We start from the raw sequence: 21,812 nt of genomic DNA, 5'->3' as shown, positions 1-21,812 counted from the left end.
AAGTAAAAAAGCATTGTAAATAGAACATCATTTTTTCAACTAACCATCTTAAGAATTAAAAACTTTGTGCTCATTTATAAGTGGAACGCCTTTGTATATCTTAAAGACATTTAGTAGTCAAAAAATCTTTGTGAACTTTGCGGCTAAATTAATTTTACCCATTAAGACAGACAATCAATTAAAGTTTCAACAGATTATCATAAATTATTTCCTAAAAATGATTAATTTGGTATTTCATTTTAAATAATGACACCAAAAAAACTAAATAGAGATTAAAATCTATGGATACACCAAATTACAGAATGCCTTTTGTGCCATCTACACTGATGTCTGAAGGAGCAAGCATAGACACCTGCGATATGGGTGAAAGTATTGCCCACAACATCATGTTGCTTATCACAACAAAAAAAGGCGAAAACAGATATGACGAAAATTACGGAAACGATGTTTGGAATCTGGAATTTGATAACGGAGTTACTTCAGCCGTATGGGAAAATGTTTTTGTTAAAAGTCTTAAGAGGCAGATTCTGGATTTTGAGCCCAGAATTGTTCAGCCGCAGGTCGATGCTCATGTCGAAGTAGTAGAGCATAGCTACGACACTAAAGAACACACGGAAATTAAGAAAAAAGTAAGAATAGCCATCAATGCAAAAATGGAGGCTACAGGAGAGCGTTTCAGCTTTTCAACCGAACTTTTTCTTAGCCCGATGTCAATTGATTAATCACCTTCCTTATCACAAAAAATGAATTTAGACCAGAATATATATTCCAAAGAATCTGTAAAAGCAAGAATGCTGCAAAATGCAACCAAAATTTGGGGTCTGAAAAGTCCGCAGTCACTGGATCCTTTTGTTAAACTCTTAATTGATGCTTTCAGTACCGAAGTTTTTAAAGCTAATAATGAAATTCAGACCGTCAATGCGAGAATTTTAGAAAAACTGGCAAAGCTTTTAACACCATCTATTTATACACATCCGATTCCTGCACATGCAATTGCTTTCATTTCTCCTTTTGAATCTTCGGAGGTTTTAATGGAACACAGCGAGTTTTTCTTTAAAAAACAGATGAATTCAACGGTGAAGACTGAATCAGACAAACAACTGAATATTCCTTTTACTCCGGTCGGAAGCATAAGAACCAACAAAGCACAAACTGCCATCATGTTCGTGGGAAATACCTGCTACAGCATTGATGATCGTTTAAATAAAATTCCGATTTCAAGATTCCAGGGAAGACCGTCCGATTACAGAAAAGTAACCATAGGAATTGATGTCTCAAAATATACGCATGAAAAATTCCCAAGATCTCTTGGAATATTTTGTTCTAATCCGGCCTTTGAGCATTTAGATTTTGTCTACAAACTACTTCCTTACATTTCGGTTTCAAGTAACGGAAATCCTCTTTTTGTGAAAGAAGGTTTAACGTATCTAAAAAAAGAGCAGGCGGAAGGATATGAGCAGTTATTTCATGAACAGTCCATTCAGACGAAAATTATTGAAGATATCAAAAGTATTTATCATCATAAATTTATTGAGGTAACCGGACTTTCCAGAGATTTGTTTTCAGAATACGGAAAACTTCCGCAGGATTTGGATTTTCTAAACGGAAAAGAAGAAATTGAAAAATACATCGACGGAAAATCTTTTCTTTGGTTAACTTTTGAGTTTCCGCCACAGTTCTCTGCTGAAATTTTAGATAATTTCACTTTTGTTCTCAATGCTTTCCCTATTTATAATCGTGGCTGGAAAAAAACGGAATACAGTTTAGACATCATGGGAAACAATATTCCGCTGATTACCGAAGAAGGCGAACATTTTCTTTACGTAGATGAAGTTCAGGACGGAGACGGCAGAAAATATACAGAAATTCCTTTTACACCTTCAGATGATTTAAAAAAAGGACTCTATACCGTAAGAAAAGGTGGAATGGAACGCTTTAACAACAGAAATGCTGTTGATATGATTTCAAATGTGCTTGAACTGACCAGAGATGAGATTGCAGCTTTCTCACTGCTAAACCGTGATAATGTAAAAGGAATGCTGAGCGAAATGTCTGACAAGATGAAATCGATGGTGCAGAAAGTTAATAATGCTAAAAGGAATATTAAGCAGGAACTGAATTACGTCATCATGGAACCTGTGGAAAAAACCGATCATACTTATGCTTCTTTCTGGATCACACACTGTACATTTGCCAATCATATGCGTCCAGGAACTGAACTTTTAAATCAACTAAAGTCTCAGTCTTTGGTACTTTTAACGGAAACCATCGGTGGAGCTGAAGAACAGAAAGGTTCAGATAGCATTCAGGCATACAAATATGCGCTGACGACCAGAGATAAAATAATTTCTTTGGAAGACGTAAAAAATTACTGCCGAATGGTACTGAAAGACGAGCTGAAAGATGTCCGTGTAAAAAGAGGAACCATGATCAGCAACAAACCGAAAGAAGGTTTCGTGCGCACTGTTGAAGTAGAAATTATTCCCCAAAATTATTCTTTCTACGGAAGAGTTTATTGGGAAAACATGGCAAACATTCTTCGTAACCAAATTATTTCTAAAGCAATTGACGGAATTGAATATTTGGTCATAATAAATAATGAAGACGTAGATTTTTTTGAAAATTGATTTAAATTAATCTCAAGAAAAAATTCCGAAGAACTTTATATAGAACTAAAGCTTTTCGGAATTTTTAAATTAAATAATCTGATCCATTAAAATCACTTCTCTGCTTTCCAGTAAAGGAACAATCTGCTCTACAACCAAACTCTGGTAATGTTCTGAGTTTTTATGAAATTCTATCGCCGATTCGTTTTCATAACCTTCAAATAGAATCAACGTATTCTGATCGGTCTTGCTCTGATGAATTTTATAAAATAAATTTCCTTTTTCTTCAGAACTTTTTTGGGCGGCTTCTTTCAAAATTCCCAATACCGAATCTAGTTTTCCTTCTTTTACCTGCCATTTTGCATATACGTACACTGCTTGTTTACTCATTTTTTAATTTTAAAGTTAAATTATGAATTTTTAGATTCTAAAACAGAAACTATTTTTTCACCAACACCTTTTGCAGAAGCAGGATTTTGTCCGGTTACAAGATTTCCGTCGGCAATACTGTTTGCAGACCAGGCTTCAGCAGCATGAAAAATTGCACCTTGATCGGTCAATGCAGTCTGCAAGTCAAACGGTACATCAAGTTTTGCATAGTTATCTTCTTCTTCTGTGGTGAAGGAAGTAATGTTTTTACCATTTACCAGATAAGTTCCGTCACTTAATTGTACATTTAAAAGGGAAACCGGACCGTGACAAACAGCTCCTACTACACCATTTCTTTCATACACTTCAGCGATTACTTTTTTTAATTCTGCATTTTCAGGCATATCAACCATTGGAGCCAAACCTCCGGGAATAAATACTGCATCATAATTGCTAATATCAATTTCTGAAAGTTGAGTCGCTTTGTGCATATCTTCCCAACCTTTACCGGTTAAGAATTTTAAATTTTCAGGATCATCGGCTAAATTTAATGCATCTAAAAACGGTGATTCACCTGTCAAACTTGCAAAGTCGATTTGATAACCTGCTTTTTCGAATTCTGCGTAAGGATGTGCGACTTCTGGCAAGAAAGTTCCGGTTCTTTTGTTATTGGGTCCGATTGCGTTTGCGTTCGATACGATGATTAATACTTTTGCTTTCATATTTAAAATTTTAATTGATTTTATTTTGTTTAAATTTCTATAGCAAATGTATGGCGGTTGCAATGCGGAAGAGAAGGAGGGAAGTCACAAAAAAAGTGTGACTGAAATCACACTAATCTTTAAATCTTTAAATCATTTACGATTGTCTTTATCATAATTGAAAACACTTTGTATTTCTTTATTAAGTTAACGCCTTTGTATAACTTAAAAACGGTCAAAATCTCTAATTCTTTGTTTGACTTTGCGTTAAATAAAGAATTATGAAAAATTATAGATATATAATAATTTAAATAAACTATTTGGTATTCGAATAAAGTCTGCTCAATGTTTCTCTGCTCACGCCAAGATATTCCGCAACATATTTTTTAGGAATCTGAAGGATGAAATCAGGATACTGTTTTGAAAATTCTTCGTATCGCTGTTGTGGTGTACTTGATAACAAAATTCTTATTCTTTCCTGTAGAGCGACATATCCGTTGGTGAGTTTTACTCTGAAAAAATGTTCCATTTTGTGAAATTCTGAGGACAATTTTTCTCTGCCTACCAAAGTGAGACAAAGAACTTCTCCATCTGTAAGGCATTCTACAAACATTGTTGAATTCTTTTCTTTAAAAAAGCCTGGGTAGTCGCTCATCCACCAATTTTTTTTTGCAAACTGTACAATATGTTCTTTTCCGTTTTCATCAAGATAAAATACTTTATAAATTCCTTCCAAAACCAAAAACTCAAATTCTACTTTGTCGCCTTCATGAAGCAGAAATTGGTTTTTACGGACGTTTTTCAATGTGAAAAATGTTTTTATATAATCAAATTCCTCATCACTGACGGGAGTTATTTCTTCGATATGCTGTCGTAATCTGTTCATGAATATGAATTAATGCACTGTAAATTTAAATAAATTTGATGAAGATAAAATGAGATGACATAATTGGATTTCTATTTAAAATTTTTAAGAAAGTTATGTCATTATGATAGAAATCAAGACTATTTTTAACTAAAGAAATTCCATAAAATTCCGTAATTTTGCAAATCGTGATTTTCATGTAAGATCACCCCAAATTATGAGCGAACCCAAAGAATATATAGAAGTTTACGGAGCCAGAGAACACAATCTTAAAAACATTGATGTCAAAATTCCGCGTAACGAACTGGTCGTAATTACCGGGCTTTCCGGAAGCGGAAAATCTTCATTGGCTTTCGATACGATTTTCGCCGAAGGTCAGCGCCGCTACATCGAAACATTTTCAGCATACGCACGTCAGTTTTTAGGAGGTCTGGAACGTCCGGATGTGGATAAAATTGAAGGACTGTCTCCCGTAATTGCAATCGAACAGAAAACCACCAACAAAAATCCACGTTCTACGGTTGGAACCGTAACCGAGCTTTATGATTATCTGCGACTATTGTTTGCAAGAGTTTCTGATGCGTATTCATTGTCATCAGGAAAGAAATTGGTGAGCTATACGGAAGATCAGATTCTTGATACCATCAAAGAAAATTACAAAGGCGAAAAGCTGATGTTAATGGCACCGGTTGTCCGTTCAAGAAAAGGTCATTATCACGAATTATTCGTACAGATGGCTAAAAAAGGATACGGACAGGCAAGAATTGATGGCGAATTGCAGGATATTGAATATGATTTAAAACTCGATCGTTACAAAACCCACGATATCGACATCGTGATAGACCGTTGGATCATTGGTGAATCTGCCTCTGAAACTAGAATGGAAAAATCACTGAGAACCTCAATGGAAATGGGTGAAGGTGTAATCGGAATTCAAAAGCTGGGAAGTACAGAAATCGAATATTTCTCAAAAAATTTAATGGATGCTGAAACAGGACATTCATTAGCTTTACCGGAACCGAATACATTTTCTTTCAACTCTCCGAAAGGGAGCTGCCCAAACTGTAAAGGACTAGGAACAATCAAGAAAATCAACACTGATTATTTTGTTGAAAATCCTAAATTGTCGATCAACCAGGGAGGTTTACTGCCTTTAGAAGATATTAAATCCAACAAATGGATCTTAGCACAGATCAAAAGTATTCTTGAAATTTTCGGTTTAGGCATGACGACTCCGTTTAAAGATATTCCGGCAGAAGCGTTGGATTATATGTACAACGGTTGTCATAAAGAATTTAATAAAGACCTGAAATATGCAGGAATTACCAAGAAAATAAAGATCAGTTTTGATGGTTTGATTCCTTTCATGGAAGAAATCATTGATGAGAAAGAATCTTATGAAGGCGTTTTACTGGAAAGACATTTCACGACCGAAGAAACCTGTCCGGATTGTAAAGGAACACGTCTTCAGCCGGGAAGTTTAAGTTTTAAAATCGACGGAAAAAATATTGCTGAAATCAATGGTCTGAGTTTATCAGATTTAAAAGATTGGCTGAGAGATGTAAAAGATAAATTTTCGCCGAAAAATGCTATTATTGCGCATGAAATTTTAAAGGAAATAGAAACCAGACTTCAGTTTTTATTGGATGTCGGTTTAGAATATTTAAGTCTGAGCAGAAGTTCGAAAACCCTTTCCGGAGGAGAATCTCAGAGAATTCGTCTGGCAACGCAGATTGGTTCTCAATTGGTCAATGTTCTCTATATTTTGGATGAACCAAGTATCGGTTTGCATCAGAGAGATAACGAAAGACTGATCAAATCATTAAAAAATCTTCGAGATATCGGAAACTCTGTTTTGGTTGTAGAACACGACAAAGATATGATCATGGAAGCTGATGAGGTTCTGGATATTGGTCCGAGAGCCGGAAAATTCGGTGGAGAAATTCTTTGGCAGGGAAAACCTGCAGATTTACTGAAAGCAGATACTATTACTGCTGATTATATCAACGGAAAAAGAAAAATTGCCATTCCTGAAGTACGAAGAGAGGGAAATGGTAAAAGTATCGTACTAAAAGGTGCTACAGGAAACAATCTTAAAAATGTAACCCTTGATATTCCGTTAGGAAAACTGGTAGTTGTCACAGGAATTTCTGGAAGCGGAAAATCTTCTTTAATCAATGGAACTTTGTATCCAATCCTGAACAAACATTTTTACAGAGCCGTTCAGGAACCTTTACCTTATAAAAAAGTTGAAGGTCTTGACAATATTGATAAAATTGTAGATGTTGACCAGACTCCGATTGGAAGAACGCCACGTTCGAATCCTGCAACCTACACCGGAATGTTTACCGATATCAGGAATTTATTTTCAGAACTGCCGGAATCTAAAATCCGTGGCTACAAACCGGGAAGATTTTCTTTCAACGTAAAAGGTGGAAGATGTGAAACTTGCCAAGGAGGTGGTTTAAAGGTTATCGAAATGAACTTTTTACCCGATGTTTACGTGCATTGTGAAACCTGCAACGGAAAACGTTTCAACAGAGAAACTTTAGAAGTTCGTTACAAGGGAAAATCAATTTCCGATGTATTGGAAATGACGATTGATGAAGCGGTAGATTTCTTCCAGCCAATTCCGAAGATTTTTGCAAGAGTGAAAACTTTACAGGATGTTGGTTTAGGATATATCACCATGGGACAACAGTCGACTACGCTTTCCGGAGGTGAAGCTCAGCGTATCAAACTGGCAACAGAACTGGCAAAAAGACAAACCGGAAATACTTTATATATTCTTGACGAACCGACTACCGGGCTTCATTTTGAAGACGTAAAAATTCTGATGGATGCCATTAATAAATTGGTGGAATTAGGAAACTCATTCATCATCATCGAACACAATATGGATGTCATTAAACTGGCAGATCACATCATTGACGTTGGTCCTGAAGGTGGAAAATACGGTGGTGAAATTATTGCCAAAGGAACTCCGGAAGAGATTATTAAATCGAAGAAGAGTTTGACAGGGAAGTATTTGAAGAAGGAGATGTAATTAATAATCTAAATTTAAAAACATATTTGTCATTCCGTAGGAATCTAACAATATAAAAAGGCTAGACTGATAAAGTTTAGCCTTTTTTATACACAAATAATAGGTTCCAATGTTAATAATTCAATTATTTTAAAATTTAATTGTTTGAATAACAATACTTTATATTTCAATGTTAACCCAATGTTAACTCAATGTGAAGTTTATATGAATATTTTGCATATCTTTGATATAGAAATTATAACAAGTTTAATATCTAATTTAAAATCAAAGACATATGAAAAATAAAATCCAAATATTTGTTGCTTCACTATTTGCATTAGGATTAACAGCAATCATGGGAAATGTAAAAGCCCAGACAACTTCAAACAATACGATTGAGGAAGTTCAGATCAATAAAAATGATGCATTCAATGAGATCAGAAGCTTGTTGATGGATCAGTTTGATTTTACAAATTCAGACTACAAAGAAGGAATTGTAAATTCAGAGGTGAAATTTGATGTTTCCGAAAACGGAAAAATCGTGAATGTACGTTCAAAAGGTGATTGTAAAAATGTGAGTAAAGAAATTGAAAATGTTTTAAGTCATCTTCAGTATAAAATAGATACAGGAAGACTAAATGAAAATATGATTGCCTCTTCTTACGTAATGCCGGTAACCGTTGATATTACACACAGATAATGAGCAATAATTGATAAAACAAAAGATATCCAATTTCCTTAAACTGCTTGAAAAAGCAGTTTTTTTATTTCCGATTATTGTATACATTTGATTTTAAATTTTACAGATCGTGAATCCTATTCTTGATGTGGTCATCCGTTCCCTCTGCGTTTATCTTTTTATGGTAGCTGCAATCCGTTTATTTGGGAAAAACCAACTCTCACAACTGAACGCCGGAGATGTTGTTTTATTACTTTTAATTTCCAATGCAGTACAAAATGCAATGGTGGGTGAGAATACTTCACTTGAGGGCGGATTGATTGCGGCTTTGGTACTTTTTACAGCCAATTTCACAATGAAAAGATTCATGTTTTCCAACAAATCTTTTGCAAGTTTTATGGAAGCTGATCCTGTAATTTTGGTTAAAGACGGTGTTGCAGATCATACGGCTTTGAGAAAAGTGAAGATTAGTTTTGATGAACTCAATGAAGCCATCAGAGAACATGGCGTTGAAAATATTAAAAATGTAAAACTTTCAATTTTGGAAGTCGACGGAAATATCAGTGTTATATCTGAAGATGAAAAAGATAAACAAACACATTATTCCAGAATTAAAAGAAAAAATAAAAGAAAATATCATTAAAAATGAATTACGAAATAAGAGAAATGCTGCCTGAAGATGAAACTCGGGTGATGGAAATTTTTCAGCAGGGCATAGAAAGCGGAATTGCAACTTTCGATACCCAACTTCCCAATGTTGAGGTTTGGAATACAAGCTTCATCAACGATTGCCGATGGGTGTTGGAAAACGAAAGCAGCGAATTAATAGGGTGGTGTGCTTTAAAGCCTGTAAGCAAAAGAGAATGTTTCAAAGGGGTTGCTGAGGTAAGCATTTATTTTGATCAAAATTATGTTGGCAGAGGTTTAGGGACACTTTTGTTGAAAAAGCTGATTTCTGACAGTGAAAACCATGGATTTTGGACTCTCCAATCAAATATTTTTCCTGAAAATGAAGCTTCAATAAAATTTCATTTAAAAAATGGTTTCCGAACCGTAGGAGTTAGAGAAAAAGTGGGTAAACTTCATGGTGAATGGAAGGATCTCGTAATGCTTGAAAGAAGAAGTGAAGTGGTAGTTTGATGAATATTGGTCGTCTATTAAGTTGTTCGCTTTATTTTTTATACTAAAACTCTTTTATCTTTCAATTCAAACTTGGCATTATCATTGCCTGTCTCTGAATGTAAATCTAAAAAAAGGAATATGAAAATTTTAATGAAAGGTTTAGGAATATTTTTAATAATAGCAATGTTAGCATCTTGCATAGCACCGCCTCATCCCAGAAGCAGACCAATGCCGCCGGGACACGCTAAAAAGATTTATGGCGGGAGTGCCAAACACTATGCTCCCGGACAGGTTAAAAAGAGAGGACATCATCACGGAAGACATTAAAAAAATAAAAAAATCCCCAATTATTCTGGGGATTTTTTTATTTAAATTTTAAAACCTTGTCTTTTTCGGGTTAAGAAAAGTATTGAAAATCATTACTTCCTGCCCGAACTTTTTTTCTATAATTTCAGTGATGTTTTTCAGCTCACTTTCCATAAATTCTTCACGTTTTTCTTCGCTGTCAAAAATTAAAAGAAGATTATAGTTTTTGCCGTCTTCAATATACTCGCTGTGCACTTCAGACAAGATATATTTTTCTACATCCATGAGATTTTCGGTCATCAGAATCAGAGTATCATCCACGTAATTCTCCCATTCTCCGATATTGTCTTTGGTACAATGGAAGGTAATGCTCAATACGCTCATATTTTTAGATTTTTTAAGATTATTTGGATAAATAGTTCGACAAAAATCGGTAAAAATTTCGTAAATTAGCCCGTTATTAAATATTCAAAATAAATAGTTTTCGGGTCGTTTTTTAAACATCTGATTATCATTACAATAAAAGTTATATATGCAAAGAGAAGGAGAAAGATTGATTCCTATCAACATTGTTGATGAAATGAAGTCCTCTTATATTGATTATTCAATGTCCGTTATTGTTTCAAGAGCTTTACCGGATGTAAGAGATGGCTTGAAACCTGTTCATAGAAGAGTACTTTACGGGATGTATGGTCTGAACGTTTTTTCAAATAGAAAACACTTAAAATCTGCAAGAATCGTAGGAGACGTTTTAGGTAAATATCACCCACACGGAGATTCTTCTGTGTACGATGCTATGGTAAGAATGGCTCAAACATGGAGTTTGCGCTATCCACAGGTTGACGGACAGGGTAACTTTGGCTCAATGGATGGAGATCCGCCTGCAGCGATGCGTTATACCGAGGCAAGATTAAAGAAAATTTCAGACGAAATATTATCAGATCTTGACAAGGAAACAGTAGACTTTCAAAATAACTTTGATGACAGCTTAACGGAACCTACCGTAATGCCTACAAAAATCCCAAATCTTTTGGTTAATGGTACTTCTGGTATCGCAGTAGGTATGGCGACCAATATGGCACCCCATAATTTAACTGAAGCTGTAGATGCAATTACTGCATATATTGACAACAGAGAAATTACAATTGATGAATTGATGCAGCACATCATCGCTCCCGATTTTCCTACAGGTGGAATTATCTACGGTTACGATGGGGTAAGAGATGCTTTCCACACAGGAAGAGGAAGAGTTGTTCTAAGAGCAAAAGTGAGCTTTGAGGAAGTGCATAACCGTAATGCAATCATTGTAACTGAGATTCCTTATCAGGTAAACAAAGCGGAAATGATTGCCAGAACTGCTGAATTGGTGAAGGATGAAAAAATCCCAGGAATATATGAGATAAGAGATGAATCTGACAGAAACGGGATGCGTATTGTTTATGAATTGAAAAATGATGCAATTCCTAATGTAGTCTTAAACTTACTATACAAATACACCTCGCTACAAACTTCTTTCAGTGTCAACAATATTGCACTGGTACACGGAAGACCCGAACAGCTGAATTTAAAAGATATTATTCACCATTTTGTTGAGCACAGACACGTGGTGATTGTAAGAAGAACAGAGTACGAGCTTAAAAAAGCGAAAGAAAGAGCGCACATTCTTGAAGGTTTCATGAAGGTGATCGGAACTCAGGATTCTTTAGATAAAGCAATTGCAATTATTCGTCACAGTGCCAATCCACAGGCTGCGAAAGAAGGGATTATTCAGGAATTTGATCTGTCTGAAATTCAGGCACAGGCAATTTTGGATCTTCGTTTGGCTCGTTTGACAGGAATGGAGCTTGACAAAATCCGTGATGAATATGAAGCAATTATGAAAGAAATTAATAATTTGGAAGATATTCTGGCAAACGAACCAAGAAGATTCCAGATTATCAAAGATGAATTAATTGAAATTAAAGAAAAATACGGCGACGAAAGAAGAACAGAAATCGATTATTCAGGAGGTGAAATGTCTATCGAAGATATTATTCCGAATGAAGCGGTAGTTCTTACGATTTCTCATGCAGGATATGTAAAGAGAACGTTGCTATCAGAATACAAAATTCAAAGCAGAGGTGGTGTAGGAAATAAAGCTGCTACGACGAGAGATTCAGATTTCTTAGAGTATATTGTTTCTGCGACCAATCACCAATATATGTTGTTTTTTACCGAAAAAGGTAAATGTTATTGGTTAAGAGTATTTGAAATTCCTGAAGGCTCTAAAACTGCAAAAGGAAGAGCGGTACAAAACTTAATCAACATCGAGCCTGATGATAAGATTAAAGCATATATCAGAACCAATAATTTAAAAGATACTGAGTATGTAAACCAAATGAGCGTTGTAATGGTAACCAAAAATGGTACGATTAAGAAAACGTCTCTGGAAGCTTATTCACGTCCTAGAGTAAATGGTGTTAATGCAATTGAGATCAGAGACAACGACATGTTGTTGGGTGCATATTTAACCAATGGGACTTCTGAAATCATGATTGCTACAAAAAACGGTAAATGTATCCGTTTCCCTGAAGCAAAAGTAAGAGAAGTCGGCAGAGGTTCTATCGGAGTTCGCGGAATCAGCATGGAAGATAATGATGAGGCAATTGGTATGATTGTTGTGAACGATTTGGAAAATGATACAGTTCTTGTGGTATCTGAGAAAGGATATGGTAAAAGAACTGCGGTAGAAGATTACCGAATTACCAACAGAGGCGGAAAAGGAGTTATCACTTTAAATATCACCGAGAAAACAGGTAATCTTATTGCTATTCAGAATGTTACGGACGATGATGGTTTGATGATTATCAATAAATCTGGTGTCGCTATCAGAATGAATATGAATGAGATGCGTGTGATGGGTAGAAATACTCAGGGTGTAAAAATGATCAATCTGAAAAAGAATGACGAAATTGCAGCCATTGCAAAGGTAGAAATGGATAAAGATGTAGTGGAAGAAGACGAGCTTTTAGAAGGTACAGAAACTGCAATCATTTCTGAAGATGAAGATGCTTTGGAAATAGAAAATAATTCAGAAAAACCAGATTCAGAAGAATCTAATGAAAGTTCTGAAACTGAAGAGTAAATAAAACAATTAAAATTCTTATTATGAAAAAGCTAATTTTAAGTATAGCAATCATTTCTTCAGCATTTGTTTTTGGACAAAAACAGGATGCTAAAGATGTAAATGCGCAACTACAGGCTTCTAATAAAGCAGCTATGGATGCTTACCAGTCTAAGAACTATGCTGTAGCAGCGCCAAAATTTGTGGAAGTTTATGATTTAATGAAGAGTAGCGGTCAAGATGATAAAGTTTATATGTACTACGCAGGACTAAGCTATGCTTTGGCCAATAATGTTGATGAGGCAATCAAAATTTATACAGATTTGATTAATTCAGGATATACAGGAGTGCAGACCAATTATACAGCAAAAGCGGTAAAAACAGGTGAAGTTACGACACTTGATAAAAATACTTGGGATTTGCTGAAAAAATCTTCTTCTAAAGATTACACCGATTTCAAAACTGAACAGACTAAAAGTGTTGAACCAGATTTATACGAAACTTTGTCTACCTTACTTCTTAATGCAAAAAAGAATGACGAAGCTTTAGCATTAATTGAAAAAGGTTTAGCAAAATATCCTAATAATGCAAAACTAAAGGAATATCAGGGTTCAGCTTTATATGCAACAGGAAACACTGATAAATTTTTAACAAACTTAAAGGAACAATTGGCCAAAAATCCAAATGACGCTACAAATTGGTATAATTTAGGAGTTTTACAGTCAAAAAATCCTGCAACTGAAGCTGATGCAATTGCTTCTTTTCAAAAAGCAATAAGTCTCGCAACAAATAATCCTTCATTAACCAATAATGCTAATCAAAATTTAGTGTATACTTTAATAGGTGATGATGCGAAAGCAGTTGAGCTTATTAATGCATCAAGAAAGTCTAACCCTGATGAAGCTACAAGATTAATAGAAGCGCGAAAAGAAAGATTTAACAAAGCATTGCCTTATGCAGAAAAATGGTATCAGTTAAATCCTGAAAACATAGATTCTGTTACCACTTTGAGAGAAATCTATGTAATTACAAAAAATCAGGCAAAAGCTGCTGAAATGAAAGCAAAACAAATTGAACTTGAAGCTAAGCAGCCAAAACAATAATCAAATTTTTAATAAATATTAAACCGAAGCAATTTTTGTTTCGGTTTTTTTATTGGATATCATTCAGACTTAGTAATGATTAATATTAATTTTGAAAACCATAAAATTCTATTAGTTTTGATAAATAATTTATACAATAATGTAAAGCGTATTTTCAGAATTATCCTAACAAATCAATGTTAAATTTCTCTGTAATTCCGTATATTTGAGAAAAATTTTTACAGAATGATCGAGTGGAAAACCGTCAAAGAATACGAAGATATTACCTATAAAAAATGTAATGGTGTAGCAAGAATCGCCTTCAACAGACCTGAAGTTCGCAATGCTTTCAGGCCAAAAACAACCTCAGAATTATACGATGCTTTTTATGATGCTTACGAAGACTCTTCGATAGGTGTCGTTTTGCTTTCCGGAGAAGGGCCAAGTTCTAAAGATGGAGGTTGGGCTTTTTGCAGTGGTGGTGACCAGAACGCAAGAGGTCAGCAAGGTTACGTAGGTGAAGATGGTAGACATCGTTTAAATATACTGGAAGTTCAGCGTTTGATTCGTTTTATGCCAAAGGCCGTGATAGCAGTTGTTCCGGGTTGGGCAGTTGGTGGCGGTCATTCACTTCATGTGGTGTGTGATTTAACTTTAGCGAGTAAAGAACACGCTATTTTCAAGCAAACTGATGCTGATGTGACGAGTTTTGACGGTGGTTACGGTTCTGCATATTTGGCGAAAATGGTCGGACAGAAAAAAGCCCGTGAAATTTTCTTTTTAGGAAGGAATTATTCTGCGCAGGAAGCTCTGGAAATGGGAATGGTCAATGCTGTAATTCCTCACGAAGAGCTAGAAGATACCGCTTACGAATGGGCTCAGGAAATTTTAGCTAAATCTCCGACTTCGATCAGAATGCTGAAATTTGCCATGAATCTTACAGATGACGGAATGGTTGGGCAACAGATTTTTGCCGGTGAAGCTACACGTTTGGCTTACATGACCGAAGAAGCAAAAGAAGGCAGAAACGCATTTTTAGAAAAAAGAAAACCTGATTTCGGAAAAGATCAGTGGATTTCGTGATCATTCAGTCCTCAAAATTTTCTTTAAATATCATCTCGCAGATCATAGAAGATAAAAATATTAATATTTCTAATATCTGCGAGATATTTACAAAATATGGAACAAAACTTTCAGAATCCTCAGATTTTTGATCTGGAAATTCCTGATTTCAGCGATTTGAAATTAATGGCTGTTTCACCAAAATATCTAAAGATTGTTTTATTGAATCTTGGTTTATTCTCGATTTTTATCATCGGAGCAATTTCGGTGGCTTTTTATTTCCTTTATTCTAGTTTTAATTTAATTCAGATTTGGGCATTCGTTGCAGTTGTTTTTATTCTTATCAGCTTTCTTTTTCTGAATGCGATCATTGGTTTTAAATTTAGAAAATATGCCCTCCGTGAAAAAGATTTGGTGTATCAGCACGGATGGTTGAAGCGAACTTTGATGATCATTCCTTTCAATAGAATTCAGCACATCAAAGTGGAGCAAGGGTGGTTTTCCAAAATATTGAAATTAAAATCTGTGACGGTATATACAGCCGGAGTTAATGGTGGAGATATTTCTATCAGTGGTTTACCGGAAGACATTGCAGAAGGAATCAACAATTTGATTCGTCGAAGTATTTCGCAGGAAAAAACAGAAGATGGAAGAGAATCTTAATTCTTTTTTTCAGCCCCAAAGACAATCCAAAACAGGGATCGTTTTGCTTTTTCTTTACAATGTGGGAATGGTGATCAAAAACTTATGGGTTTTTGTTATCCTTTTTTTTGTAAGAAAAGATAAGATGGAATCTTGGATTATTCTGTCTACAATAGGTTTGGCACTTTTAATTTTAATCGTTTCTGCAGTATTACAGTATTATCATTTTAAATATTATATTGACGAACAAAATGATGAATTTGTTATTCATGAAGGAATCATCAATACTTCTGTTACTAAGATAAAAAAAGAAAATATTCAGGAAGTAAATATTTCGCAACCTTTCATCCATCGCTTTTTCAATATTTATAAATTGGAAATTGATACACCGGGAAGTTCTGATAAAGAAGTGAAGATTTCTGCTTTAACGAAAGAAAATGCTGGAGATCTGAAGAAATATCTTTTGTCGGAAAAACAATTTGAGAAGAAAAGGGAAGAATTTGGTGAAACTTCTGTAAATGAAGAAGTGAAGGATATTCGTTCTTTAAAAATTTCAACATTAAGTATCTTAAAATACGGAATTACAGCTAATTATATTCAAAGTTTTTTTGCTTTAATAAGTTTGATTATTTATGGTTTTTCAGAGCTTACTAATTTTCTCAGAAAGGCAGAATTTGAGACACAGCTAGATTATGATACGGTAGAATCTCAGTTTTTGGCATTTTCTGTTCCTGTCATTTTAGGAATTATTTTAGTTGTCATTATTTTGGGAATTCTTATTAATGCCATCCGTACGATCATCAAATTTTTCAATTTTAAAATTACCGAAAACGATAAAAGTTTTTCTTTCGAATACGGTTTTTTCAATACCAGAAATTCAATTGTAAGCAAGTCTAAAGTTCAGGTGATTACCGAGACTCAAAATTGGATTCAGAAAAAAATGAATGTTTCTTTTGTGAAATTTTTGCAGATAGGAAAAAACGAAGAAGAAAAAAATGTATCTGCAGTTCCGGGAATCAATAAAAATGAAAAAACAAAACTTATTTCAGCAATATACCATGAAGTTCCAAATTTCACAGAGGGTTTAAAGCCAAATTTCAGATTGATCATTGTAAATACTTTTGTATGGATTGCTTTGCCTTTTATTCTTGTATTCATCATTAATAAAGATTTATTGCTAAACTATTGGTTTTTAGTACTAATATATGTAGTCCTGGTAGAATTGATGATTTTGATTTCATTCAGAAATTTAAGATTGTTTTACAATAAAAGATTTATCAGACTTAAATCAGGAATTTGGGACATTGATAACCGAACTTTTGAGATAGAAAAGCTTCAGACTGTGAAAATTTCTCAGTATTTTTGGCAAAAGAAAACAAACTTGGGAAGTATCACTTTTTATACGTCTGCAGGAAATTTTAAAATTGTCGCATTAGATTTTTTTAAACTCAAAAAACTGTTGAATTACTGTGTGTATAAAATTGAAAATTCTAAGAATAATTAAACAAAAAATTTAATGTCAGACTGGATAAAAGCTGCAAGGCTTAGAACGTTACCGCTTTCTCTGAGCGGAATAATCATGGGATCATTCATCGCAAAATGGAGACTTTGGGGAGAAGGTGGAACCTGGGACTGGAAAATTTTTGCTTTGGCATTATTGGTCACTTTACTCTATCAGGTCTTGTCAAATTACGCCAATGATTACGGTGATGGTGTGAAAGGAACAGATGCAAAAAGAATGAATGAAGCAGAATCCAGAAGCTGTAGCATCAGGAAAAATAACAGCAAAGCAGATGAAAAATGCAGTCATTCTTTTTTCAATTTTATCTTTTGTGGCAACCGTTGCACTTTTATATTTGGCTTTCATTCCGGATCATATGAATGAATTTTATATTTTTATTGGTTTGGGTGTTGCGAGTATTTTGGCAGCAATTGGTTATACCGTAGGAAAAAAACCTTATGGTTACATGGGATTAGGAGATATTTTTGTATTTATTTTCTTTGGATTAGTCTCTGTATGCGGAAGTTATTTTCTTTTCACCAAAACGTTTAGTTGGGACATACTTTTACCCGGAGCAGCTGTTGGAATGTTGAGTGTGGCAGTTTTGAACCTCAATAATATGCGCGATATCGAAAGCGACAGGTTATCAGGTAAAAAAAGTTTGGCGCTTAGAATGGGCTTTAAAAATGCAATGATTTACGAAATGATTTTGTTGCAGTTTCCGTTGATCTTAATTCTTATCTTTTTGGGAATAAATGGTTTTATCCAATCACAGAAATATTATGTTTTTATCGTCATGATTCTCATTATTCCTATGGCAAAACTGAGAAGAAAAATAATGGAAGTAAAAGAACCGAGAGAGCTTGATCCTTTTTTAAAACAAGTCGGAATTATCACCTTTATGATGGCTGTTTTTACCGCTATTGGACTCAATTTTTTTAGTTAATATACTCTTGGATCAATACAACAATACAGATTTTTTAAATAAACTCTAAACAAATATAAAATGAAAATACAATACTTAGGACAAAACTGTTTCCTGTTCACATACAAAGACAAAACAATACTTTGTGATCCTTTTTACAATTACAAAAAGGCAGAATCAGGATTTGATATTTCTGCTCAAAAAATTGATTATATTCTTATAACTCATGCTCATGGCGATCATATTGCTGATGTAGAAGAGGTTTTGCAACATTATCCTGAAGCTACAGTGATCGGCCAGCCAGAAATCTGTGCTTACTATAAAAATGCAAAAAATAAGGATGATGTAAACTTAGGAGGATCTGCAAAAATTGATGATCTTAAAATCTCAATGGTTCCTGCTCATCACACAAGCTCATTCCCGGACGGAAGTTATGGTGGAGTTCCTGTAGGATATATTTTCAGACTTCCGGAAGGTAAAAACGTGTATTTGGCAGGGGATACCGGAGTTATGGCAGATATGCAGTTGTTTCCACAGTTATACGGAAATTTAGACTTATCAATTCTTCCGATTGGCGGTCATTATACGATGTACTCCAGAAAAGCAGCTTTTGCAGCTTCGGAATTATTAAAAACTCCAAAAGTTATCGGATGTCATTTTGATACTTTCCCTGCAATTGAGATTGATCATGAGAATGCTTTGAATCAATTTAAAGAGAAAAATGTGGAATTGATACTTCCAAAACTGGGCGAAAGTTTCGATATATAACAAAAAAAAATTAAGAGATTAAGTAATTTAAATCAAATCATCCTAATCTCTTAATTTATAAAAATAAAAAATGGCAAGCTACCTAAATCACACCGCTACGACCAATTACCTTTGCTGCGTTCCCACCCTGGAGGGTTCTCAGGAGCTGGTTGTTTAGGACTTGCCGTTGCAAATATAGGAATTAATTATAAACTTAAAAATATTATTAAAGAAAAAATCTTAGAAAATCTCTTTATTAAAGCTAAATCGCTGAAATTTAGAGTCATATTTTTTAAGAATTTTTCTAAAAATTTGAATTATGACGAAAAGTCCAGTAACCTTAGGAATTTTATTGTATGCAGCTACAATGTTGATCTTTTTTGTAGTTTATTTTCTCTTTTCCGGTGTTGAATATTTTGACACTTCATTGAAAGTCAATGCTTTCGTTCTACCAATTTTTTATGCCTTAGCCGCTTTTTGGTCAGTAAAATCCCGTTGGAACAAATACAGAATGGGTTTTAAAGAAGCATTCAAAAGAGCTTTTGTTCCGATGTTTGTAGGAGGAATTTTATCAATTGTAAGCATTTTTTCTTTCCTAAATTTCATTGATACTGATGCAAAAGATCTTTTGAATTATCAATATGTTCAGAGACAGAAATCAGAATTGGATAAAGAATATCTTTCAGCAAAAAAAATTCTGAAACATCAAAAAGACATCGATGAACTCGAGAAAAAATATCAGGAAGGTCTTCAGAGATTTGATCCTAAAAGAATTAAGGGAAAAGATATGTTAACAGCAAGTCATTTTTCAGGATATTTTGCGGCAATTCTTATATTTTACGTAGTTTTGTCAGTATTTTTCGGGGCATTTTTCAGAAAGAAAACAATGCCTGAAGAAATCATCGAAGAATAATTTTTATTAAAATTAAATGAATTTATCTATAGTTATTCCGTTGCTAAACGAAGAAGAATCTCTCGAAGAGCTTTTTACAAGAATTGATAATGTATGTAAAACCAGTAATTTATCTTACGAAGTTTGGTTTATCGACGACGGGAGTACAGATTTATCGTGGAGCATTATTGAGAATTTAAAAGTTCAGCATCCGCAGATCCACGGAATTAAATTTTCCAAAAATTATGGAAAATCTCAGGCCTTGCATGCGGCTTTTGAAAGAACAAACGGTGATGTCATTATCACAATGGATGCCGACTTACAGGATTTTCCGGAAGAAATTCCTGAACTGTACAGAATGGTGGTTGATGATAATTATGACATCGTTTCCGGCTGGAAGAAGAAACGTTTTGATAATGTAATGACCAAAAATGTTCCTTCAAAACTATTCAATGCAGCGGCAAGAAAAGTTTCAGGAGTGTATTTGCATGACTTCAATTGTGGTTTGAAAGCCTATAAAAAACAGGTCGTAAAATCGATCGATGTATATGGAGATATGCACCGCTATATTCCTGTTTTGGCTGCCAATGCGGGTTTCAGAAGAATTACAGAAAAAGAAGTTCCGCATCAGGCAAGACCTTACGGTACTTCAAAATTCGGAACCGAAAGATTTGTTCGTGGGTTTTTAGATTTGGTAACCCTTTGGTTTGTAAGTCGTTTCGGCGGCAGACCGATGCATTTCTTTGGCGCTGTAGGAACTTTAATGTTTATTGTAGGTTTTCTCTCGGCATTTTGGTTGGGCATTTCCAAATTAATTGACGTGGCAAGAGGAATTTACGGACATCTGATTACCAATAATCCGTGGTTTTTTATTGCATTGACGATGATGCTGATGGGAACTTTACTGTTCATTGCAGGATTTTTGGGTGAAATGATTATCCGAACCAACAGAGAGCATAAGAATTATAATATTGATGAAGTGATATAAAATGAAAAAAGTTATTTTTCTATTAGCATTTTTCGCATTAGTTTCGTGCGGAAAAATTTCTCCGAAAGGCAATTTAGAAAAAAAGGAAATTGATGTCGAAGAATTTGTTAATTTAGATTTAGACGGAAAATTCCGTGTCTTTTATGCGCGCGGACCGAAGAATTTTGTTGAGATTGAAACCTATCCCAATATCGCTGATAATCTGGATGTTGACGTAGATGACAAAACACTTTCTATCAAAGAAGGCAGAGGAACAAAAGGTGTAGATTTCTATAATGTGACTATTTATTCTAAGTATAATCTTGAAAAAGTTTCTCTTTCAGATTCTGTTGAAATGAATATTTCGAGCGAAATTAAAACCGATAATTTTAGACTCAATTTAAAAAATAATGCTACTTTTATGGGTTCAGTGAACACAAGAAGAGCAGAAGTTGAAATGCTGAACAGAAGCCGTGCTAATTTTTTGGGTGAAGCCAAAGATGCCGTTATAAAAATCTCAGATACAGCTAGTTTGATTGCTCCATATTGGAAAATCGAGAATCTAAACATTGATTCTAAAAACGGAAATTATGCAGAAGTTAACGTGAAAGATTCATTGAAAGGAAACATTCAGAATACAGCTAAATTTTTGTATTACAACGATCCAATCAGAGCTTTTAAGGTGGAGAAAACAACTAAGGTTCAGAATAAGAAATTAGATTAGGCTGGAAGTTTGAGGCTGGATGATGGAAGTTAAGTAGGTTTGAAAATTCAAAATAAGTAATCAATACAAATGAAATGAGTTTTAAATTTGAAAAGTTAATTATTTGGCAGAAATCTATGGATTTTGGAGAAAGTATTTATAAAATTACTTTTAAATTTCCTAAAGATGAAGTATATAATTTGACTTCTCAAATTAGAAGAGCCTCTGATTCTATTGCACTTAATATTTCTGAAGGGAGTATATTACAATCTAAATTAGAGTTTAGAAAATTTTTAGGGTATTCAATAAGATCATTAGCCGAAGTAGTTACTTGTCTTTACAAAGCAAAAAACAGAAAATATATTTCGGAAGAAGAATTTAATAAATTATATAATGAAAGCTACAGCTTAATGAATCAAATCATAGCTTTTAGAAATCAAATCAAACAATAATAAACAATAAATAAACGTGAAATTAGAAGTTCGAAGCTGAAAAACTCCCAGCCTCCATCTTCC

21 protein-coding genes, 1 other RNA gene and 1 pseudogene are annotated in these 21,812 nt (G+C 34.2%); 18 read left to right on the top strand and 5 right to left on the bottom strand.

Going from position 1 to position 21,812, the window contains the following annotated elements; translation table 11 throughout:
- Positions 1–281: 281 nt before the first annotated feature.
- Both ACZZ9T_RS12825 and ACZZ9T_RS12820 read left to right on the top strand, forming a co-directional pair.
- Positions 282–722 carry a GPW/gp25 family protein gene (locus ACZZ9T_RS12825; RefSeq protein WP_463442413.1) on the top strand — a complete coding sequence of 147 codons (441 nt, stop codon included), beginning with the start codon at positions 282–284 and terminating at the stop codon, positions 720–722.
- A gap of 21 nt (positions 723–743) precedes the next feature.
- Positions 744–2,627, top strand: a complete 1,884-nt coding sequence (locus ACZZ9T_RS12820; protein ID WP_463442412.1) for a type VI secretion system baseplate subunit TssF — start codon at positions 744–746, stop codon at positions 2,625–2,627.
- A gap of 69 nt (positions 2,628–2,696) precedes the next feature.
- Here ACZZ9T_RS12820 and ACZZ9T_RS12815 read toward each other — a convergent pair whose 3' ends face one another.
- The 3 genes from ACZZ9T_RS12815 to ACZZ9T_RS12805 all read right to left on the bottom strand — a co-directional run bounded on the left by ACZZ9T_RS12815 (position 2,697) and on the right by ACZZ9T_RS12805 (position 4,562).
- Positions 2,697–2,996 (bottom strand): putative quinol monooxygenase, encoded by a 300-nt coding sequence (locus ACZZ9T_RS12815; RefSeq protein WP_463442411.1) that lies wholly within the window; start codon positions 2,994–2,996, stop codon positions 2,697–2,699.
- Between the two features lie 20 nt (positions 2,997–3,016).
- Positions 3,017–3,697, bottom strand: a complete 681-nt coding sequence (locus tag ACZZ9T_RS12810) for a type 1 glutamine amidotransferase domain-containing protein (protein ID WP_463442410.1) — start codon at positions 3,695–3,697, stop codon at positions 3,017–3,019.
- A 295-nt stretch (positions 3,698–3,992) separates the two neighbouring features.
- Positions 3,993–4,562, bottom strand: coding sequence for a Crp/Fnr family transcriptional regulator (locus ACZZ9T_RS12805; protein ID WP_463442409.1), 570 nt, complete (start codon positions 4,560–4,562; stop codon positions 3,993–3,995).
- A gap of 196 nt (positions 4,563–4,758) precedes the next feature.
- Between ACZZ9T_RS12805 and uvrA the strand changes: the two genes are divergently transcribed.
- The 5 genes from uvrA (at position 4,759) to ACZZ9T_RS12780 (ending at position 9,694) form a co-directional block, all read left to right on the top strand.
- Entirely contained in the window at positions 4,759–7,587 is a 2,829-nt protein-coding gene (gene uvrA / locus ACZZ9T_RS12800; protein ID WP_463442408.1) for an excinuclease ABC subunit UvrA, read from the top strand.
- A 274-nt stretch (positions 7,588–7,861) separates the two neighbouring features.
- Positions 7,862–8,266: a hypothetical protein gene (locus tag ACZZ9T_RS12795; protein ID WP_463442407.1), complete on the top strand. Its 405-nt coding sequence runs from the start codon at positions 7,862–7,864 to the stop codon at positions 8,264–8,266.
- Positions 8,267–8,375: 109 nt separating this feature from the next.
- Positions 8,376–8,888 (top strand): DUF421 domain-containing protein, encoded by a 513-nt coding sequence (locus tag ACZZ9T_RS12790; RefSeq protein WP_463442406.1) that lies wholly within the window; start codon positions 8,376–8,378, stop codon positions 8,886–8,888.
- Between the two features lie 2 nt (positions 8,889–8,890).
- Positions 8,891–9,385 (top strand): GNAT family N-acetyltransferase, encoded by a 495-nt coding sequence (locus tag ACZZ9T_RS12785; protein WP_463442405.1) that lies wholly within the window; start codon positions 8,891–8,893, stop codon positions 9,383–9,385.
- Positions 9,386–9,505: 120 nt separating this feature from the next.
- Complete coding sequence (locus ACZZ9T_RS12780) at positions 9,506–9,694, top strand: quinol oxidase subunit 4 (protein WP_463442404.1); 189 nt, start codon at positions 9,506–9,508, stop codon at positions 9,692–9,694.
- A gap of 48 nt (positions 9,695–9,742) precedes the next feature.
- On the opposite strand, the gene ACZZ9T_RS12775 is transcribed toward ACZZ9T_RS12780, so the two are convergent.
- Positions 9,743–10,057: a DUF4286 family protein gene (locus ACZZ9T_RS12775; RefSeq protein WP_463432711.1), complete on the bottom strand. Its 315-nt coding sequence runs from the start codon at positions 10,055–10,057 to the stop codon at positions 9,743–9,745.
- Positions 10,058–10,205: 148 nt separating this feature from the next.
- On the opposite strand from ACZZ9T_RS12775, the gene gyrA reads away from it, so the two are divergent.
- The 7 genes and pseudogenes from gyrA (at position 10,206) to ACZZ9T_RS12740 (ending at position 18,756) form a co-directional block, all read left to right on the top strand.
- A complete protein-coding gene (gene gyrA, locus ACZZ9T_RS12770) occupies positions 10,206–12,797 on the top strand; it encodes a DNA gyrase subunit A (protein ID WP_463442403.1) in 2,592 nt (863 codons plus the stop codon).
- A 23-nt stretch (positions 12,798–12,820) separates the two neighbouring features.
- Positions 12,821–13,879 carry a tetratricopeptide repeat protein gene (locus ACZZ9T_RS12765; protein ID WP_463442402.1) on the top strand — a complete coding sequence of 353 codons (1,059 nt, stop codon included), beginning with the start codon at positions 12,821–12,823 and terminating at the stop codon, positions 13,877–13,879.
- 225 nt (positions 13,880–14,104) lie between these two features.
- Entirely contained in the window at positions 14,105–14,941 is an 837-nt protein-coding gene (locus ACZZ9T_RS12760) for a 1,4-dihydroxy-2-naphthoyl-CoA synthase (RefSeq protein WP_219969150.1), read from the top strand.
- Positions 14,942–15,037: 96 nt separating this feature from the next.
- Positions 15,038–15,583 carry a PH domain-containing protein gene (locus ACZZ9T_RS12755; RefSeq protein WP_463442401.1) on the top strand — a complete coding sequence of 182 codons (546 nt, stop codon included), beginning with the start codon at positions 15,038–15,040 and terminating at the stop codon, positions 15,581–15,583.
- Positions 15,567–17,066, top strand: coding sequence for a PH domain-containing protein (locus tag ACZZ9T_RS12750; protein WP_463442400.1), 1,500 nt, complete (start codon positions 15,567–15,569; stop codon positions 17,064–17,066). The genes ACZZ9T_RS12755 and ACZZ9T_RS12750 overlap by 17 nt, the downstream gene beginning before the upstream one ends.
- Before the next feature lie 12 nt (positions 17,067–17,078).
- A pseudogene (gene menA / locus ACZZ9T_RS12745) lies at positions 17,079–18,009 on the top strand (1,4-dihydroxy-2-naphthoate octaprenyltransferase).
- Between the two features lie 60 nt (positions 18,010–18,069).
- Positions 18,070–18,756: a metal-dependent hydrolase gene (locus ACZZ9T_RS12740; protein ID WP_463442399.1), complete on the top strand. Its 687-nt coding sequence runs from the start codon at positions 18,070–18,072 to the stop codon at positions 18,754–18,756.
- A 68-nt stretch (positions 18,757–18,824) separates the two neighbouring features.
- Here the strand turns inward: ACZZ9T_RS12740 and ffs are convergent.
- Positions 18,825–18,922: signal recognition particle sRNA small type (gene ffs / locus ACZZ9T_RS12735), an RNA gene on the bottom strand.
- 132 nt (positions 18,923–19,054) lie between these two features.
- On the opposite strand from ffs, the gene ACZZ9T_RS12730 reads away from it, so the two are divergent.
- The 4 genes from ACZZ9T_RS12730 (at position 19,055) to ACZZ9T_RS12715 (ending at position 21,749) form a co-directional block, all read left to right on the top strand.
- Positions 19,055–19,648 (top strand): DUF4199 domain-containing protein, encoded by a 594-nt coding sequence (locus ACZZ9T_RS12730; RefSeq protein WP_463432697.1) that lies wholly within the window; start codon positions 19,055–19,057, stop codon positions 19,646–19,648.
- A gap of 16 nt (positions 19,649–19,664) precedes the next feature.
- On the top strand, positions 19,665–20,615 hold the full coding sequence (locus ACZZ9T_RS12725; RefSeq protein WP_463432695.1) for a glycosyltransferase family 2 protein: 951 nt from the start codon (positions 19,665–19,667) through the stop codon (positions 20,613–20,615).
- Position 20,616: 1 nt separating this feature from the next.
- Positions 20,617–21,318 carry a GIN domain-containing protein gene (locus ACZZ9T_RS12720; protein WP_463442398.1) on the top strand — a complete coding sequence of 234 codons (702 nt, stop codon included), beginning with the start codon at positions 20,617–20,619 and terminating at the stop codon, positions 21,316–21,318.
- Between the two features lie 74 nt (positions 21,319–21,392).
- Complete coding sequence (locus tag ACZZ9T_RS12715; RefSeq protein ID WP_463442397.1) at positions 21,393–21,749, top strand: four helix bundle protein; 357 nt, start codon at positions 21,393–21,395, stop codon at positions 21,747–21,749.
- Positions 21,750–21,812 lie beyond the last annotated feature (63 nt).

Source organism: Chryseobacterium sp. AC417 (assembly GCF_979258215.1).
The sequence above is the reverse complement of the archived record's forward strand: the minus strand, read 5'-3'. Positions and strand labels throughout refer to the sequence as shown.